This window comes from Hominisplanchenecus murintestinalis (assembly GCF_943193015.1).
Classification (GTDB): Bacteria; Bacillota; Clostridia; order Lachnospirales; family Lachnospiraceae; genus Hominisplanchenecus_A; species Hominisplanchenecus_A murintestinalis.
Map to the genome: position 1 here is coordinate 17,834 of NZ_CALPCM010000019.1, position 18,463 is coordinate 36,296.

General features: G+C 44.7%; 23 protein-coding genes. 22 read left to right on the plus strand and 1 reads right to left on the minus strand.

What is annotated here, in order from left to right; all coding sequences use genetic code 11:
* Positions 1-37: 37 nt before the first annotated feature.
* The 16 genes from NFR99_RS08450 (at position 38) to NFR99_RS08525 (ending at position 13,178) form a co-directional block, all read left to right on the plus strand.
* Complete coding sequence (locus NFR99_RS08450; RefSeq protein ID WP_120483445.1) at positions 38-625, plus strand: DUF1836 domain-containing protein; 588 nt, start codon at positions 38-40, stop codon at positions 623-625.
* 314 nt (positions 626-939) lie between these two features.
* Entirely contained in the window at positions 940-1,845 is a 906-nt protein-coding gene (locus NFR99_RS08455) for an NAD(P)/FAD-dependent oxidoreductase (RefSeq protein ID WP_251353414.1), read from the plus strand.
* Positions 1,846-1,849: 4 nt separating this feature from the next.
* Positions 1,850-3,088, plus strand: coding sequence for an O-acetylhomoserine aminocarboxypropyltransferase/cysteine synthase family protein (locus tag NFR99_RS08460; protein ID WP_251353415.1), 1,239 nt, complete (start codon positions 1,850-1,852; stop codon positions 3,086-3,088).
* A gap of 12 nt (positions 3,089-3,100) precedes the next feature.
* On the plus strand, positions 3,101-3,970 hold the full coding sequence (locus NFR99_RS08465) for a 4Fe-4S binding protein (RefSeq protein ID WP_251353416.1): 870 nt from the start codon (positions 3,101-3,103) through the stop codon (positions 3,968-3,970).
* Positions 3,963-4,211 (plus strand): sulfurtransferase TusA family protein, encoded by a 249-nt coding sequence (locus NFR99_RS08470; RefSeq protein WP_120483437.1) that lies wholly within the window; start codon positions 3,963-3,965, stop codon positions 4,209-4,211. The genes NFR99_RS08465 and NFR99_RS08470 overlap by 8 nt, the downstream gene beginning before the upstream one ends.
* Positions 4,212-4,526, plus strand: a complete 315-nt coding sequence (locus NFR99_RS08475; RefSeq protein ID WP_251353417.1) for a thioredoxin family protein — start codon at positions 4,212-4,214, stop codon at positions 4,524-4,526.
* Between the two features lie 54 nt (positions 4,527-4,580).
* Positions 4,581-4,787 (plus strand): sulfur carrier protein ThiS, encoded by a 207-nt coding sequence (thiS, locus tag NFR99_RS08480; protein WP_120483433.1) that lies wholly within the window; start codon positions 4,581-4,583, stop codon positions 4,785-4,787.
* Entirely contained in the window at positions 4,788-5,597 is an 810-nt protein-coding gene (locus NFR99_RS08485) for a HesA/MoeB/ThiF family protein (RefSeq protein WP_251353418.1), read from the plus strand. It abuts the gene before it with no gap.
* Positions 5,598-5,617: 20 nt separating this feature from the next.
* A complete protein-coding gene (locus NFR99_RS08490; protein ID WP_135976362.1) occupies positions 5,618-6,037 on the plus strand; it encodes a M67 family metallopeptidase in 420 nt (139 codons plus the stop codon).
* A gap of 17 nt (positions 6,038-6,054) precedes the next feature.
* The gene (locus NFR99_RS08495; RefSeq protein WP_120483427.1) at positions 6,055-7,092 is read left to right on the plus strand and encodes an AraC family transcriptional regulator; all 1,038 of its coding nucleotides are present in this window, start codon (positions 6,055-6,057) and stop codon (positions 7,090-7,092) included.
* A gap of 51 nt (positions 7,093-7,143) precedes the next feature.
* Positions 7,144-8,076: a cysteine synthase A gene (cysK, locus tag NFR99_RS08500; protein ID WP_120483572.1), complete on the plus strand. Its 933-nt coding sequence runs from the start codon at positions 7,144-7,146 to the stop codon at positions 8,074-8,076.
* 192 nt (positions 8,077-8,268) lie between these two features.
* On the plus strand, positions 8,269-8,607 hold the full coding sequence (locus NFR99_RS08505) for a thioredoxin family protein (RefSeq protein WP_135976363.1): 339 nt from the start codon (positions 8,269-8,271) through the stop codon (positions 8,605-8,607).
* Between the two features lie 70 nt (positions 8,608-8,677).
* On the plus strand, positions 8,678-10,207 hold the full coding sequence (locus NFR99_RS08510; protein ID WP_120483423.1) for an aryl-sulfate sulfotransferase: 1,530 nt from the start codon (positions 8,678-8,680) through the stop codon (positions 10,205-10,207).
* A gap of 23 nt (positions 10,208-10,230) precedes the next feature.
* A complete protein-coding gene (locus NFR99_RS08515; protein ID WP_120483421.1) occupies positions 10,231-11,256 on the plus strand; it encodes an ABC transporter substrate-binding protein in 1,026 nt (341 codons plus the stop codon).
* An 18-nt stretch (positions 11,257-11,274) separates the two neighbouring features.
* Positions 11,275-12,342, plus strand: coding sequence for an ABC transporter ATP-binding protein (locus NFR99_RS08520; RefSeq protein WP_120483419.1), 1,068 nt, complete (start codon positions 11,275-11,277; stop codon positions 12,340-12,342).
* Positions 12,343-12,410: 68 nt separating this feature from the next.
* The gene (locus NFR99_RS08525; RefSeq protein WP_251353419.1) at positions 12,411-13,178 is read left to right on the plus strand and encodes an ABC transporter permease; all 768 of its coding nucleotides are present in this window, start codon (positions 12,411-12,413) and stop codon (positions 13,176-13,178) included.
* 147 nt (positions 13,179-13,325) lie between these two features.
* Here NFR99_RS08525 and NFR99_RS08530 read toward each other — a convergent pair whose 3' ends face one another.
* Positions 13,326-13,619, minus strand: a complete 294-nt coding sequence (locus tag NFR99_RS08530) for a YerC/YecD family TrpR-related protein (protein WP_120483414.1) — start codon at positions 13,617-13,619, stop codon at positions 13,326-13,328.
* A gap of 301 nt (positions 13,620-13,920) precedes the next feature.
* Here NFR99_RS08530 and NFR99_RS08535 point away from each other — a divergent pair, with 301 nt between their 5' ends.
* The 6 genes from NFR99_RS08535 to NFR99_RS08560 all read left to right on the plus strand — a co-directional run bounded on the left by NFR99_RS08535 (position 13,921) and on the right by NFR99_RS08560 (position 18,421).
* Positions 13,921-14,199 carry an autorepressor SdpR family transcription factor gene (locus NFR99_RS08535; protein WP_330571639.1) on the plus strand — a complete coding sequence of 93 codons (279 nt, stop codon included), beginning with the start codon at positions 13,921-13,923 and terminating at the stop codon, positions 14,197-14,199.
* Complete coding sequence (locus NFR99_RS08540; protein WP_251353420.1) at positions 14,183-14,824, plus strand: SdpI family protein; 642 nt, start codon at positions 14,183-14,185, stop codon at positions 14,822-14,824. Before NFR99_RS08535 ends, NFR99_RS08540 begins: the two co-directional genes overlap by 17 nt.
* A gap of 27 nt (positions 14,825-14,851) precedes the next feature.
* Positions 14,852-15,727: an ABC transporter ATP-binding protein gene (locus NFR99_RS08545; RefSeq protein ID WP_120483408.1), complete on the plus strand. Its 876-nt coding sequence runs from the start codon at positions 14,852-14,854 to the stop codon at positions 15,725-15,727.
* 1 nt (position 15,728) lies between these two features.
* Entirely contained in the window at positions 15,729-16,514 is a 786-nt protein-coding gene (locus tag NFR99_RS08550) for an ABC transporter permease subunit (RefSeq protein WP_251353421.1), read from the plus strand.
* A gap of 282 nt (positions 16,515-16,796) precedes the next feature.
* Positions 16,797-17,246 (plus strand): MarR family winged helix-turn-helix transcriptional regulator, encoded by a 450-nt coding sequence (locus NFR99_RS08555; RefSeq protein ID WP_120483395.1) that lies wholly within the window; start codon positions 16,797-16,799, stop codon positions 17,244-17,246.
* A complete protein-coding gene (locus NFR99_RS08560) occupies positions 17,243-18,421 on the plus strand; it encodes an MATE family efflux transporter (RefSeq protein WP_251353422.1) in 1,179 nt (392 codons plus the stop codon). The genes NFR99_RS08555 and NFR99_RS08560 overlap by 4 nt, the downstream gene beginning before the upstream one ends.
* Positions 18,422-18,463: the final 42 nt, after the last annotated feature.

Genomic DNA, 18,463 nt, shown 5'->3' on the forward strand with positions numbered 1-18,463 from the left:
CCGGAAGAAAATCAGATATGAACGAGAGGTGGACAAAATGAAGATAGATACCAAAGATATGCTCAAAAGTATTTTGAACAGCCTGTCCCGTATTGAGCATATTAAGCCGGAGGATATTCCGAACATTGACTTATATATGGATCAGGTGACAACTTTTATGGATACTCGCCTGTCTTCTTCGAAGCGTCATCCGGAGGATAAGATATTGACTAAGACCATGATTAATAATTATGCTAAGAATAAGCTGCTTCCGCCCCCGGTGAAAAAGAAATATTCCAAGGAACATTTGCTGGTAATGATTTTCATCTATTATTTTAAAGGAATTCTTTCTATCACAGATATTCAGGCATTGATGAACCCTATTACGGAAAAATATTTTCAGAATGACCAGAAATTTAGCATAGAAACGATTTACAACGAAGTGTTCAGTTTGGAAAAAAGCCAGGCAGATAAGCTGGCAAAGGATATTGTAGATAAGTATAATACCTCGAAGCATACTTTTGAGAATGTGGAAAAGGATCAGGAATTTCTTCAGCTTTTTTCATTTATCTGTATGTTGAGCTTTGACGTTTATGTGAAAAAGCAGATGATAGAAAAACTGATCGACCAGCTTCCGGGAGAATAGCAAAAGGCAGTAATAAGTCCATGTGGACAAAGAATTGAATCCCCCAACTGTGGTGTAACACAGTTGGGGGATTCTTCTTTTCTTTTATAGTGGCAAAGCGCCCGCTAGGCTGTTCGTTGTCCTTACGGTCACTATCAAACAATTCTGCATAATCCTACATTTTCCGTGAGATTGAAAAATCAAATTAAATTACTAACAAAATTCCATATGTTTTGAAATATATGAAACAAAAATCCTATGGGCAAGGTAGGAATTTGCGGATATAATTTGAAAATACCGTAACGAAATGGCTTGTCTGCAGGAGAAGATAGAAAATGTATGAGGCAGTAGTGATAGGAAGCGGTCCGGCAGGATTAAATGCGGCATTATATCTAAAAAGAGCCGGAAAAAATGTTATTGTAATTGAAAAGGAATATGAAGGGACAGGGCAGATTGTACAGAGTATTTGTGTAGAGAATTATCTGGGGTTTCAGCCGCTTTCAGGTGAAGAGCTTGGAGAAAGATTCAGACGGCATGTGTTGTCAGAGTATGTCCCGATTCTGGAGGACGAAGTGACAGAAATCATACATAAAGATACCTGGCATGTTATTTTGTCATCCGGAAAAACTGTTGAGGCGGAAACGCTAATTTATGCAGCAGGAGCTTCTCCCAGAAAGTTGGGAATATCCGGAGAAGAAACGTATCAGGGTAAAGGAATGTCCTACTGTGCGTACTGTGACGGTTCTCTGTATAAAGGAAAAGATACCGCAGTGATTGGAGGAGGAGATACTGCCTTGGACGATGCCATGTATCTTTCTGAACTATGCCGGAAGGTATATTTGATCCACAGAAGAGCAGAATTCAGGGGAAATGAGGCTGCGGTTGAGATTTTGAAGAAAAAGGAGAATGTAGAATTTATTTTAGAAACTTCTGTCCGGGAAATAAAAGGGCAGAAAAGACTGGAGGAGATACTTCTTGACAATGGAAAGAAAATCAGTGTCACCGGACTGTTTGTCGCGATTGGCTCGCTCCCGGCGGCGGATTTGATAGAGAAATATGTCCAAAGGGATGAAAATGGATATGTAATCGCAGGAGAAGATGGGATTACCTCATCCTCTGGATTGTTTGTAGCCGGGGATGTACGAACCAAAAAGCTTCGGCAGGTGATCACTGCAGTTTCTGATGGAGCAAATGCAGCGGCATCTGCGATACATTATCTAAAATTTTGCAGAAAAAGGTGAAGATATGAAGTTTCAAACGGCAGTGCTTCATGCAGGAAATAAAGAACTGGAAAAATACGGCGCAACCTTGCCGCCTGTATACCAGTCCGGCGCTTTTGAACAGAAAAGCGCGGAAGGGCTGGCAAGAATATTTGATAATAAAGCACCGGGATATTGTTATACAAGGGTAGCCAATCCAACGACAGCAGCATTTGAAATGAGAATCACAAAGCTTGAGGGCGGCATGGCGTCAGTTGCCTGTGCATCTGGGATGGCAGCTATAACTAATGCTTTTTTAAATATCCTCCAATCTGGAGATGAAATTGTAACGAGCGCCAGCCTTTACGGAGGAACCATTGATCTTTTCCGGGATCTGGAGGCATTTGGTATTCAGACAAACTTTGTGGAAAATAATAACTGGGGGGCGTTTGAACAGGCAATTAATGAACATACGAAGCTGATTTTTGCTGAGACGATCGGAAATCCCGGACTGGATGTTACAGATATTGAGAGGCTGGCAGAACTGGCACATGCCCATGGGATTCCGCTTATTGTTGATAATACGACGGCGACCTCTTATCTGATCCGTCCGTTGGATATGGGAGCGGATATTGTGGTAAATTCATCGTCAAAATATATAAATGGAAACGGCAGCGCCATCAGCGGTATACTGACGGACAGCGGGCGTTTTAAATGGACCAGGGAAAAATATCCGCTTCTCAGGGACTATCTGAAGTATGGCCCAATGGCATATATTTCCAGAATGCGGGCAACTATTTTTCGGAACTTTGGCGCCTGTCTTTCGCCTCAGAATGCTTTTTTGAACCTGATAGGGCTGGAAACCCTGGGGCTTCGTATGGAGCGCCAATGTAAGAATGCACTGGGGCTGGCAGCATGGATACAGGAGCACTATCCGGAAGCAGCGGTGAATTTTCCAGGACTGAAAAGCAGCCCCTGGCACCAGATTGCTGAAAAACAGCTGAAAAACGGATACGGGGGAATTTTTACCCTGCGTGCAGGAAGCAGGGAAAGGGCATTTTCATTGATTAATAACCTGAAGCTTGCGTTGAAGGTTTCTAATATTGGAGACACCAAAACACTGGTGATACATCCGGCATCGACCATCAGCCTGCATAGCACGCAGAAGCAGAAGGAAGAAGCAGGGGTTTATGATGATCTGATCCGGGTCAGCGTCGGTATTGAAGATCTGGGAGATCTGATTGAGGATTTTCGCCAGGCGATAGAAATGATGGAAAAACAGTAAAGGAGAAGAGCAATGGCAGAAAAAAAACCAGACTATTCAGCATTAAAAAAGGGCGGATTTATGAGACAGAAGCAGAAGGGATATTTTTCGCTTCGTCTCCAGGTTGTAGGAGGAAATCTGACTGCGGAAAACATCCGGACTGTATCAGAGGTGGCGGACAAATATGGAAAAGGGTATGTACATATGACCTCCAGACAGGGAATTGAGATTCCGTTTATTCGGTTTGGGGATATTGAAGAGGTGAAGGAAAAGCTGGCAGAGGGCGGCGTAAAGCCTGGTGTCTGCGGACCAAGGGTACGGACGGTTACGGCATGCCAGGGCGCTGCGGTCTGTCCCAGCGGCTGCATTGACACCTATGCACTGGCGAAAGAACTGGATGAGCACTATTTTGGCAGGGACCTGCCCCACAAGTTCAAATTCGGTGTGACAGGATGTCAGAACAACTGTCTGAAAGCGGAGGAAAATGATCTGGGAATCAAAGGCGGTATGGTTGTAAATTACAAAGAAGAAGCGTGTATTCAATGCGGCGTCTGTGCGAAAGCCTGCCGGGAGAACGCACTGTCAATGAAGGACGGAAAAGTGGTAATCGACAGGGGGAAATGCAATCACTGCGGGCGATGCGTGAAATCCTGCCCTACGGATGCATGGGAAGGGGAAAGCGGCTATCTTGTTTCTTTTGGCGGTTTATTTGGGAATAAAATCTATCAGGGTGAGACACTACTGCCAATTATTAGAGATAAAGACACTTTGCTTCGGGTGGCAGATGCGGCCATTGGATTTTTTGAGAAAAATGCCAGACTGGGAGAACGTTTCCGCCTGATGCTGCAAAGAATCGGTGAGGATGAATTTAGAAGAGTAATTACGGAGGCATATCATGGATGAGATTAAATTTAATGAACAGGCGGATATTACGGATCAGGTTTGTCCGATGACTTTTGTAAAGGCGAAGGTAAGTATCGATGAGCTGGAGGATGGGGAGGTGCTGGCTATTCGTATGAATGACGGTGAGCCGGTTCAGAATGTTCCCAGAAGCATGAAAGAAGAAGGGCACAAAATCCTGAAACTTCACAATAATCAAGACGGCACCTATACCCTGTATGTGCGAAAGGTAGAGGAAGGATAAATGGCAGAGCGAATCGGAAGAGAAGAGTTTGAAGAAAAAGTATTGAAAAGTGGCCTGCCTGTGCTGGTGGATTTTTATTCGGATTCCTGCATGGCCTGTAAAAAACTGGCGCCGGTTCTCAGCCAGGCGGAAGAACTTCTCGGGGAGAGCATTTACTTTTATAAAGTAAATACAAATTATGAGAATGAGCTTACGGAGAAATATGAGATTCTGTCCAGGCCAACATTGATTGTTTTTATAAACGGGCGGGAAGCGGAGCGAAAAACAGGAGTGCAAAGGCTTCAGGAATTCATAGACTGGCTGAAAGCATTCTGATGTAACAAAGGGAGCGTTTTGAGACATTTCTGAATAGCAAAAAGGAGTAAGAGTATGTATATTACAGTTTCTGGAAACAAAAAAGAAGTAAAAAACGGACTGACCTTACCGGAACTGATAGAACTTGAAAACGTGGAAATGCCGGATTATGTAACGGTTTCTGTGAATGATGAGTTTCTTGACGCGGATAAAAAAGCGGGTACAGTTTTAAAGGATGGGGACAATGTGGAATTTCTTTATTTTATGGGAGGGGGATGCTAAATGACATTGACAGATGAACAGATTGAACGCTACTCCCGTCATATCATACTGAAAGAAGTGGGAGCAAAAGGGCAGAAAAAGCTTTTGAATGCAAAGGTTCTGATCATAGGTGCAGGCGGTCTTGGCGCTCCTGCGGCTATGTATCTGGCAGCAGCAGGCGTTGGAACGATAGGAATTGCAGACGCCGATGATGTGGATCTTTCCAATCTGCAGAGACAGATCATCCATTCTACAGAGGACGTGGGAAAGCCGAAGGTAAAATCAGCCAGGGAAAGCATGGAAAGAATGAATCCGGATGTGAAGGTGAATACCCATCATATGTTTGTGGATGCCGCCAATATCCGGGAACTGATTCGGGAGTATGACTTTATCATTGACGGAACGGATAATTTTCCGGCAAAATTCCTGATTAATGACGCCTGTGTCCTGGAGAAAAAACCATTTTCCCATGCGGGCATCATTCGTTTTAAGGGACAGCTTATGACTTATGTGCCGGGAGAAGGCCCCTGTTACCGCTGCGTATTTAAGGAGCCGCCGCCAAAGGATGCGGTGCCCACCTGTAAACAGGCAGGTGTGATTGGCGCAATGGGAGGTGTGATCGGCAGCCTTCAGGCCATGGAAGCGATTAAATACATTATCGGAAAAGGTGAGCTTCTTACTGGATATCTGCTGACTTATGATGCGCTGACGATGGAGTTTCGTAAGGTAGGACTCCCCAGGGATACACGCAGATGTGCTGTATGTGGAGAACATCCTACGATCACGGAGCCTGTTGACTATGAACTGAATGTGTGCGAAGATAAGATATAAAGTGAAAAGTGGGTGGAAATATGAAGAAAGTTATCATTAAAAAACAGGATGTGGAAGAAATGATCTCCTATGCCAGAGAAAAGCTGCCGCAGGAAGCCTGCGGACTGATTGCAGGAAGTGATTATGGGGATGAGAGGGTCATTGAGAAAGTGTATTATTTGACCAACATCGATGCTTCTAATGAGCATTTTTCACTGGAACCAAAAGAGCAGCTTCAGGCGGTGAAGGATATGAGAGCCAGGGGGCTGAAGCCGATTGGAAACTGGCATTCACATCCGGAATCTCCCTCGCGCCCATCCCAGGAAGACAAAAGGCTTGCTTATGACTCAAAAGCCAGTTATCTGATTCTGTCACTTATGGAGAAGGAAGCGGTACTGAACTCGTTTCATGTGGAGAACGGGGAAACTGAGAAAGAATCTCTGGAAATATTGAATAGATAAAATGCGAGGTAATCAATGTGTACACAGTATTGCTGGCAGTAAAAAACGGATTGATTATGCAGGAATTGAAGCGGCTTCGTATCTGGGGAGATTCTACCGGCTTTCAAATCTGTGAAATTATTTGTGATTTTGAGAAATTGATTCAAAACTTAAAAGAGAAGAAATATCATCTGATTATTTTGGAAGCGGCGCCGGATAATCATGCGCTGACTCTTTTGAGGACGATAAAAAAAGAAAAGCTCTGTAAGGCTGTTGCTATAGTCAGTCAGAATGCGGATTTTAAGACTGTGAGAAAAAGCTTTCTGCTGGGGGTGGATGATTATTTTGTGCCCCCTTTTGAAATCAGTCAGTTTATTGCCCTGTTCAGCAAAATAGAGAATGCCGAGCATGGGAAAATAGAGGCGGAAATCTGCAGGAAAGAAGAATTGTTAAGCTATTTTGAACATGTAGATGCTGCGATAAAAGATTATCTGGATAAACTGCTATATGCGTCGCTTTCTGAATATATGAATCTGTCAGAGGCGTTTGCTTACCTGAAACGGATTATTGACGGAGTGCTCTCTGAGCTTTTTGAACGTTATGAGTGGCTGGGTTTTTACTTTCTGCGAGAAGATTATTTGCCGCAGGAAGCAGGCTTTTCAGATTATGAGGAAAGCATACAAAAAAGTATAGAGGATTTCTATGCATTCTTTCTTGAATTTTCGGAGTTGTATCCGGCGCATGGAGAGGGGCTGGATGACATTCTTCTCTATATTTTAAACAGACCAGAAGGGGACTTAAAGCAGAAGACAATTTCAGAAGAACTCTACATAAACCGTTCTTATCTCAGTACGGTGTTTGCCGCTCAGATTCGGGTTAATTTTGTTGATTATGTCAATACAGTAAAAATGAAACGTGCAGCATATCTGCTGAAGCATACGAAAATGAAAGTAATTGACATTGCAGGGGCTTTGGACTATAAAGATATGGGATATTTTTTAAAAAGATTTAAGGCAAAGTATGGTGTAACACCGTCCCAGTACCGGATTCCGGAGGCATATGAATTTCAGATTTAGATCCAGATACCGATGGCATATTGTGGATTGGAGAAAGGTAATAGAGAAATCATGGCAAAAATCTATCAGAAAATTACGGATATGGTGGGAGCTACTCCACTGTTGGAGCTTCAGGAATATAGGGCTGCAAATGGATGTAAGGCAAGGATTCTTGCGAAGCTGGAATATATGAATCCGGCAGGCTCTGTAAAGGACCGGATTGCGGTAAGAATGATTGATGAAGCAGAGAAGGCAGGAATCCTGCATAGAGGAGATGTGATTATCGAGCCGACTTCCGGGAATACAGGGATTGGCCTGGCCTGTGTAGCGGCAGCACGCGGATACCGTCTGATCATTACCATGACGGAAACGATGAGTGTGGAGAGAAGAAGGATTTTGTCCGCATACGGTGCGGAACTTGTTCTGACTCCTGCTTCAAAGGGAACCAAGGGTGCGATTAAAAAAGCAAATGAGCTGGCAGAAGAAATCGGTGGATTTGTTCCCAGCCAGTTTACGAATCCTTATAATCCTCAGGCTCATTACGAAACAACGGGACCTGAAATCTGGGAAGATACAGAGGGAACTGTAGATATTTTTGTTGCCGGAGTGGGAACCGGAGGAACCATTACAGGAATTGGGAAATACCTGAAAGAAAAAAATCCGGCGGTGAAAATTGTCGCTGTAGAACCTGCCGGCTCGCCTGTTTTATCAGATGGGATACCTGGCGGGCATAAGATTCAGGGAATCGGCGCGGGATTTATTCCGGATACTCTGGATACAGAGGTTTATGATGAGATTATAGCTGTAAGCGATGAAGATGCATATATGACTTGCAGGGAACTGGTGGAAGCAGAAGGCGCTTTGTGCGGAGCGTCCTCCGGGGCAGCCTTGTATGCCGCGAAAAAGCTGGCTGAAAGGCCTGAGAATGAGGGAAAAACGATTGTAGTATTGCTGCCGGACAGTGGAGAACGGTATCTGTCCATGGGAGTTTTTGATAAAGGATAAGTAAGAGAATGGTAACTCGCTTTCAATGACATGGAAAATGTTATTGGAGGCGTTTTTTATAGAGAATGTAATAGAGCCTGTGAATTTTGTTAAACTTTTATCCCATGGAAAAAGTAAAACATATAATCCATAGATGATTAGCAGGAAAAAGTGTATAAATATGAAAAACAAAACAGGAGTATAAACGAAAACATGATAAAAGAACTGAATAATACAGGGTATGAAGAAATCTTGAAGGAAAAGAGAACGGCTGTCATAGAGTTTTATTCGCAGACCTGTCCGCATTGTAAGCGGACGGAAGCAGGACTGAGGGAGCTGGTTCAGCAACTGGATAAGGCTCAGACAGATACAGTTGTATTCGCAAAATGCAATATTGAGTCGGAACCTGCACTTGTAAAGAGGCTTGAAATTCAGGCATTGCCCACACTGCTTTTTATCCAGGAAGGGCAGATTAGAAACAGGAAGGCTGGTTTTACACATAAACTGATTCTGCAGGAGGAAATCAGAAAATTAGCAGGGCCGAATCATTAAGCGTTTTTAGAATGCTGCACAACGGTGATATGGCAATTCATAAGGAGAGATGATTGAAGGAGGATGAAAAATGGGTTACCCTACGATATTTCCTACAGGTACGTTAAGATATGACAAAGAAAAAGCATGGAATGGTTATACACTCTTTCCATCGAGCCGCGGCGCGCTTCTGATTGACATGGATGGGAATGAGGTGCAGCGCTGGGCCGGGCTGGGAGGATTTCCCAATAAGCTGCTGCCAGGTGGATATGTACTTGGCACCAGCGGGACGCGCAACAGCAAATATGCATTCCAGGATCAGCTGGATTTGATTCAAGTGGATTGGGACGGCAATATTGTCTGGAAATTTGATCGGACAGAGCTGGTAGCTGATCCGGGGAAAGAACCACAGTGGCAGGCAAGGCAGCATCACGATTTTCAAAGAGAAGGTTCTTCTACAGGTTATTACGCACCGGGAGCAGAACCGTGTGTGGATGGCGGAAAAACCCTGATTCTGACACATGAGAATCTTTACAATCATGAGATTACTGATAAGCTTCTGATTGACGATAAGATTATTGAAACAGACTGGGAGGGGAATATCCTCTGGAGCTGGAGAGCCAGCGATCATTTTAATGAACTGGGGTTTGATGAGGCGGCAAAAAATGTGTTGTTCCGTAATCCCGGACTTCACGGAGAAGCCGGAGGCGACTGGATGCATATCAATAGCATTTCCACGCTGGGTCCTAATCACTGGTATGAAGAAGGCGACAGGCGTTTCCATCCGGATAACATTATTTTCGATGCCAGAAATTCCAACATTCTGGCAATCATCAGTAAAGAAACAGGAAAAATCGTTTGGCGCGTCGGACCTGATTACAATGAGAATGAAGCGACGAAAAAACTGGGCTGGATTATCGGCCAGCACCATTTACATATGATTCCCAGAGGACTTCCCGGGGAAGGAAATCTCCTTGTATTTGATAATGGCGGTTACGGCGGATATGGCAATCCGAACCCTGGTTCTCCCACTGGCAATAACAATGCACTGCGCGATTATACCAGGGTTCTGGAATTCAATCCGGTTACACTGGAAATTGTATGGCAGTATACACCGTTGGAAGCAGGCTTTTTGCTTTTCACGGATGCATCGAAGTTTTACAGTTCCTATATTAGCGCCGCCCAGAGACTTCCAAATGGCAACACGCTGATTACAGAAGGGTCAGATGGGCATTTGCTGGAAGTGACGCCGGAACATGAAATTGTCTGGGAATATATCAATCCTTATTTTCATAAGATTGCGGGGAAATTCACTAACAATATGATTTATCGTGCGTACCGCGTCCCATATGAATGGGTGCCTCAGCTGGAGAAACCCCAGGAAACATCCATTGAGCCTGTTGATGTGGAAAGCTTCCGTGTACCGGGGGCGCCGGTGGGCAAGGGGAAAGGAAAGACAACGGTTATTGAAGGTATTGACCCGGAGAGAATCCCCATGACAGGCAGCAAGGACAAGGAAGATGAAGATGATGTACAGATTGATTTCTGTGTTGCATCCGTTAAAAAGAGTGAGCTGGAAAAAATAAACCGAAAAAATGTGATTAAATCAGAAAACACATAATATATGAACAGGAGAGAAAGTCTATGAAAAAAATATTTGCAATACTTACGGCACTGGCACTGGCAGCATCTGTTGCGGCATGTGGAAATGCTGGTTCATCGAATACAGCGAGTGACACGAATACAAAGGAAAACGCCCAGAAGCTGACAAAGGTGCGGGTTGCCATTATGACAGGAGGTGCTTCCCACTGGTATGCAGTGATTGGCAAGGAAGCGGGCATTTTTGAAAAGCACGGGCTTGATGTGGAAATTACGGAATTTGCGGCCGGTATCAATACGGTAGACGCTATAGTGACCGGGCAGGCGGATTTTGGCAATCTGGCAGATTATGCATGTGTCAACCGTCTTGGAAGCACACAGGAAAACACCAATCTAAGAATTGTAGATCGTCTGAGTACCAGTAAGGGTGCGAATAATGGCGGCCTGTACGTCAGCGACGATATCAAATCTTTAAATGATTTGGCAGGCAAAGGATTTGCAACGCAGCCAGGAACCGTATGGGACTACTGGGTAGCGAAAACATATGAGAAAGCAGGAATCAAAGAGGAAGCTCAGAACATTCTGAACGTGGACAGTGCGGCTTCAGCAGTGGCGCTGATGATTTCCGGCGAGGCGTCTGCGTTCTGGGCAAGTGGTACCAATGCAGCCAAACTGGAGGATGCGGGTTTCCATTCACTGCTGAAACTGGATGATTTGGGGCTGTATACCGATGCGTATTATATCTCTACCAGTGATTTTCTGGAACAGAATAAAGAAGTTTCGGAAGAATTTATTAAAGCACAGAAAGAAACGGCAGACTGGATTTATGCAAATGAAGACAAGGCGGCGGAGATTTTTGAAAAGGCATCCGGGACGAGTCAGGAACAGTTCCACAGCGATCTTGCGGCAACACTGCTTGTGACGGATTTTTCACAGGATACGCTGGATCATCTGAGCGATGTTAAAACATGGGCTGTAGAAAACAGACGTTTTTCGGATTATGATATTCTGAAATTTTCTGATTTTACTGCGCTGAAAGCTGTATATCCTGATTCGATTACGATCAAATAGATAATGAGAGGTATCATAATGTATCTGGAGATGAAACATATTAGCAAATCGTTTGGAAATTTTAAAGTATCGGATGATGTATCATTTGGGATTGAGCGGGGCAAGCTGGCTGCCCTGCTTGGTCCCAGCGGCAGCGGTAAGACGACAATTCTCAGAATTCTTGCCGGTCTGGAGCATCAGGATGAGGGAGATATTTATATTGGAGGAAAACTGATGAATGGTGTATCAGTGAAAGACAGGGGAATCGGGTTTGTATTTCAGAATTATGCGCTATTCCCTTATCTAACGGTGCATGATAATATCGCTTATGGTATGAAGCTCAGGAAAAAAAGCAAGCATGAGATTCAATCAAAAGTCAGTGAGCTGCTTGAACTGGTTGGGCTGCCGGGACTTGGAAGCCGTTTTCCTGCTCAGCTCTCGGGAGGGCAGCGGCAGAGAGTGGCGTTTGCCAGGGCACTGGCGACGGAACCGCAGGTGCTCCTGCTGGATGAGCCTTTTGCAGCTATCGATGCGAAGGTGCGCAAGGAACTTCGCCACTGGCTGAAAGACATGATAGAGCAGGTAGGCATTACCAGTGTATTTGTTACACATGACCAGGAGGAAGCGGTCGAAGTTGCAGATGAGCTGATTATCACCAATGAAGGGTGCGTGGAACAGGTCGGTACACCGATTGATATTTATAAAAATCCGCAGACGTCCTTTGTGGCACAGTTTATCGGAGAATCGGTGATCCTGGATGATTATGCTTACGAAAAACTGCGTGGTTTCCAGCGTCAAGAAGGCGCTCCCAGTGCAGCAATCCGGCCGGAATTCGTGAAGGTGATTGCGGCTGGCCAGGAACCAGAGTTTCCAAGTATCTATATGAACGGTGTAATACGGCATAAGGAATTTAGGGGAAGATATACAGAACTGACAGTTCAGATCGGGGATATTGAACTGAAGGCAGAACAGCAGATTGATGAGGGAAATATGAAAAAAGGAGATGCTGTGAAGGTCATGGTTTCAAGGCTGTTTGCCTTTGATTCGAAACAGGCTTACAATCTGGTGAATTTGGGTCTGAAGAATGAAAATATTTACTATATCTGATTGTGAAAGAAACAAAATATGCCAGACATAGAATGCATATACAATAAAAATGAATGTTGAGGAAAATCATGAAAGAAGAACACAAACTGATTACAATAATTTTGAAAAGCGGACTTATCACATGGCTGTTACTGCTTGCGGTGTGGAGTTTCGGAGCAATGTTTTATACGGATGATTTCCTGCCGGGACCGTTTGTAACTCTAAAAGGAATGGCTGGCCTGATTTCGGATGGCACACTGGAAAAAGACATTATGTTCAGCCTGATCCGTGTGCTGAAGGGCTGGATTCTGGGGCTTCTGTTTGCGGTACCTGCGGGACTCTGTGTGGGGTATTTTAAACCGGCAGGCTATGTACTGGAGCCGTTTCTAAATTTCTTTCGTTTTATACCGGCAATTGGCTTTATCACCCTGTTTCTGCTGTGGTTCGGCGTAGGGGAATCCTCCAAAGTCTCCCTGATCTTTTATGCGGTGATATTTCCGGTTATGGTCAATACGATTGCCGGAGTGAAGAGTGTGGATTATTCCCTGATCGAAGCAGCACAGTCTATGGGAGCAGGACGGAGTAAAGTGTTCTTTACGGTGATCGTACCGTCTGCTGTGCCGAATATATTTACAGGAGTGCGCCTGGGACTCAGCGGAGCTATTATCTGTATCGTGGCCGCAGAAATGCTGGCGGCATCGGAAGGAATCGGCTATCTGATCTATACATCGCGCCTGTATTATAGGACAGACTGGATTTTTACGGGGATATTTACACTGGGAATCATCGGATTGCTGGCAGATAAGCTGCTCCGGCTGCTCGGAAAACGTTTTCTGTATCGATTTGGAGTGCGATAAGGTTCAGATAAACTATTCGGCATTGGATGAAAATCCGTATTCATCCGGAGATTTCTATCGTCCTTACACATAGAAAGAGGGTATCACTCCATCATCTGTTTTGATGATTTTGCGACACCCTCTTTATAATCCTGTCTCCAATCGGGTCTATTTGGATGCCTCCATACGGTTAAAGACCATCTCATATCCGTCGTTTCCATAGTTTAGCGAACGGTTTACACGGCTGATCGTTGCAGTGGACGCCCCTGTTTTTTCGGCGATTTCCAGATAAGTTTTCTTTTCACGCAGCATTTTTGCCACTTCAAAGCGCTGCGAAAGAGAGAGCAGTTCATTCACTGTACATACATCCTCGAAAAATAAATAGCATTCTTCTTTATTCTGTAAATTTAAAATTGCTTCAAATAAATGATCAACGGATTCAGTCCTAATTTTCTTACTCATGATTTTTCCCTTCATAGATACGTATTGTGCGTGTTCTATAGCATATCGGACAGCCTGGAACGATTACCGACATGCGAAAAGAATAGACGCTGCAATTCTACAGCGGATGTTATCTATTTTAACACACTAAAGTTTTAATGTAAAGTCGCAAGTTCTGATTCTTGGCAGACCAGTAACTATTCAGTTTTCAATTCCGTTTTGGCGGGCAGTAGTCATTTTTTCTTGACAGGATATCAGTATAGGTCTATAATACATTTAAAAATTAAGTTAAATGTTAAATGAAGGGGCGTATGTCATGGGAATGCAGCAAACTCTCCGTGCTTTGGCGGACCCTAGCCGGAGGGAGATATTGAATATGTTAAAGAAGGGCAGGATGTCCGCCGGGGAAATCGCAGAGCGTTTTTCGGTAAGCGGCGCCGCGGTTTCCAGACATTTGTCGGTGCTTAAAGAAGCTGATCTTATCACAGACCAGCGGGAGGGAAAGTTTATATATTATGATTTGAATGCGTCCGTGCTTGAGGAAATTATGCTCTGGATTTCGGAACTTAGAGGAGGGGATGGCCATGCTGAGACAAAATAAATGGAAAATATTGCTTACGACATTGATAATTTTGATTCCGATACTTGTCGGATGCATATTGTGGAACAGGCTTCCCGATACGATTGCCACCAGTTTTGGGGTGGATAGTGCGGCAAATGGGTGGAGCAGCAAGCTTTTTGCTGTATTGGGCATTCCTGCCATGATAGCAGTGGTGCATTTGTTTTGCCTGGTTGTTATGTCTGCGGATCCGAAACAGAAAAATATCGGGAAAAAGCCGCTGGGGATTTTCTTTTGGATATTACCGTGTACTTCATTGCTGATAAGTACAGTAATATATGGAAATGCTATGGATGTGAAGATGGATGTAGGGTTTCTGGTATGCTTGTTTCTGGGCGTTCTTTTTGTTATGATGGGAAATATACTTCCCAAAGCGGGGCAGAACTATTCGTTTGGCATTAAGCTGCCTTGGACGCTGAACGATTCGGAAAACTGGAAACATACGAACCGGTTTGGCGGCTGGTGTATGGTGATTGCCGGGATTGTTATTATAGTTACTTCGCTGTGGCATAACCCTTGGTTTTTCTTTGGGGTTGTGTTCGCCGCAGCGGCGGCTCCAATGTTTTATTCTTATATTTATGAGAAACGTCATGGCAGGGAAAAATGATATTTGTGAGAGGAGAAGCAGAAGAATATGGAAGCGGTTAGGACAATTTCTTTGACGAAATATTATGGAAAGTCGAGGGGAATTAAGGACATTAATCTGGCTGTGCCGGAGGGGGATTTTTTCGGGTTCATCGGTCCGAATGGGGCGGGGAAAAGCACAACGATCCGCACGCTTTTGGGGCTGATTTCACCTAGCAGCGGAACAGCGGAGATTTTCGGACAGGATATCCGTGGACATAAGGATAAAATTTTGTCAGACATCGGCTATATGCCATCGGAAGCTAATTTTTATCCCGCTATGAAAGTGCGGGAGGTTATAAGATTTTCAGCGGAGCTTAGAGGGCGGGACTGCAGTGTGGAAGCGGCGCGGCTCTGCGAACGGCTGGAGCTGGACACAGGGAAGAAAATCGGCGCGCTTTCTCTGGGAAACCGCAAAAAGGTATCGATTGTCTGCGCGCTGCAGCACAAGCCGAAGCTTTGTATTTTTGATGAGCCTACCAGCGGCCTTGACCCGCTGATGCAGCGTGAATTTTACGCTATCCTGGAAGAGCGCAATGCACAAGGGGCTGCCATTTTCCTGTCGTCGCATGTTCTTTCGGAAGTACAACGGCACTGCAGGCATGCTGCTGTGATCCGTGAGGGAGAGATTTTAGTTGTGGACAGCATGGAGCATCTGGGCAAAACCCGTGCAAAGAGAGTGACGCTCAGGGGAGTTGACGCGCCGCCTGCGCTTGAGGGTATCCGGGATGTAAAGAAGGGCGGCGATGCGGTGAATTTCCTGTACAGCGGCAGCCCTGAGGTGCTTTTGAATGCCCTGGCGGCGCTTCCGTTGACGGATGTTACTATAACTGAACCGGATTTAGAAGAAATTTTCATGCACTACTATAGAGAGGGGGAAAAGTGATATGGCGGTATTGAAGCATGAGTTAAGACAGGGAAGGAATGCCCTGGTTATATGGACTGGTATTATTGCTTTTATGCTGGGAGTCTGTGTTTTGATTTATCCTGAAATGAAGAAGCAGATGAGCGAAATCAGCGGGATGTTTGCCGATATGGGGAGCTTTTCAGCTGCTTTTGGGATGGATAAGATTAACTTTGGTGAATTCATTGGCTATTTTGGTGTTGAATGTGGAAATGTGCTCGGACTTGGCGGTGCCTTCTTTGCAGCTCTTTTGGGCATTTCTGCACTGGCGAAGGAGGAAAAGGAACATACGGCGGAGTTCTTGCTGACGCATCCTGTCAGCCGCGGAAAAATCGTAGTACAGAAGCTTTGTTCAGTATTCTTGCAGATTGCCGTGCTAAATGTAGTGGTCATAGGTGTTGCAGTGTTATCGGCGTTTTTTGTGGGAGAGATGCCGGAGGCAAAGATTTTCGCACTTTTATTTCTTGCATATTTTGTCCTGCAGATTGAAGTTGCGGCTATTTGTTTTGGTATTTCTGCTTTCATTAGCAGAGGGGGGCTGGGGATTGGCCTGGGGATAGCGGCGCTGTTGTATTTCCTGAACATTATCTCAAATCTGACAGAGAACGCTGAGTTTTTGAAGTATATTACGCCTTTCGGATATACAGAAGGGGCTGATATCATTGCAAATGGCAGCATCAACAGGGGGTATCTGTCTGTGGGGCTGGTTTTGACGGTTATCGGAATAGGAATGGCGTTTTATAGATATAGCAGAAAAGATATTGCATAAAATATCCAGGCAGTCTTTATATGGCACAAAGCAGTAATCGGTCCGCAGGGCAGAACGGTTACTGCTTTGTATATTTTTTGAGTCTGTTTGCTGCCGGCACGGTGGTACGCGCTCGGCAAGAGGGCTGTTGCTGATTCAAATCATGAGCGATAAGACTGCCATAGTTTTATCGCTTTTTTATATTCAAAAAATAGAAATTTTTGTTGATGCCTGTCCTATTGACATATGTACGAAATCGTACTATAATGACGTAGTATGATTTCGTACATGAGGAGGTTTGATATGGTAAACAATATTAAGGAAGAAATGAAGAGGTATAATCATCTAAATACGGAAATAGAAGGAGTATACCATGAAGCGGCATGGAGGCTTGGCCTGTCTGACAGCGCAATGTTTATTCTCTATACGATCTGTGAGCATGACGGGAGTTGTCTGCTTGGAGATATTACCCGTTTGTCTGGCATCAGCAAGCAGACGATTAATTCTGCCCTCCGCAAATTGGAAAACGACGGGATTGTATTTCTGGAACCAGCGGGCGGCAGAACGAAAAAAGTCTGCCTTACGGAAAAAGGAAAGCGGACGGTGAAAGATACCGTCTGCCGGCTGATTGAAATTGAAAATAATATATTCTCTTCCTGGAAAGCGCAGGAGCGGGAATTGTATCTTGAACTGACACAACGGTATTTGACGGCTTTAAAAGAAGGAATTCATGAGCTTGGGAGGGAACTATGAATATTCAGCTTTCGGATCATTTTAACTGCAGAAGGCTTTTGCGGTTTACGCTGCCATCTATCGTTATGATGATATTTACATCTGTTTATGGCGTAGTAGATGGATTTTTTGTATCAAATTTTGTAGGGAAAACGTCTTTTGCAGCAGTAAACTTCATTATGCCGTTCCTGATGATATTGGGTGCGGTTGGTTTTATGTTTGGTGCAGGCGGCGGCGCGCTTATCGCCAAGACAATGGGCGAGGGCAGACATGAGAAAGCACAGAAACTTTTTTCTTTGTTTGTATATGTTACGGTTATCTGCGGGATTGTGATTGCTGTTTTGGGCAGCATTTTTATTCGTCCTATCGCTGCGTTTCTTGGGGCGGAGGGGACGATGCTGGACGCACTTTTTGTGGCAGTCCTGCCGTGGGGGCTGGTGGGCGCAGCCGCGGCGACTGCTGCGAGCCAGTGTCTGGGCGGCGTGATTCCGCTGATTTATTTTGGGAGCAGAAACACAAGCCTTCTTCGTCTGAGAAAATGGGAAATGGATGGAAGGGCTTTGCTGAGAGCCTGCACAAATGGTTCTTCTGAGTTGATGAGCAATATATCTATGTCAATTGTCAGTATGCTTTACAACAGCCAGCTTATCAGATATGCGGGAGAGGACGGTATTGCCGCTTACGGCGTCCTGATGTATGTAAACTTCGTTTTTCTTGCTGCTTTTATTGGATATTCCACGGGTACTGCGCCCATTATAGGATACCATTATGGTGCGGGAAACCACAGAGAACTGAAAAGCCTGCGGAAAAAGAGTTTTCTGCTTATCGTCATATGCTCTGGCGGTATGTTTATGCTGGCAGAATTGCTGGCAAAACCTCTTGGCGGCATTTTTGTGGGGTATGACCAGAATCTTTTAGATTTGACAGTGAGGGCTTTTACAATTTATTCTTTTTCTTTCCTTTTTGCGGGAATTGCTATTTTTGGCTCGTCTTTTTTTACGGCGTTGAATGATGGACTTACCTCAGCGGTGATTTCTTTTCTCAGGACGCTGGTTTTTCAGGCGGCGGCTGTGCTGCTTTTTCCATTGTATTTTGGGATTGACGGCATTTGGCTCTCTATTGTTGCTGCTGAATGGATGGCTATGCTTGTGACGCTGATGTTTATCGTCGGTAAAAGGAAAAAGTATCGCTATTGATACCATGAGCCTGCATCTTTTCAGGGTGACAAAAAAGCCGGA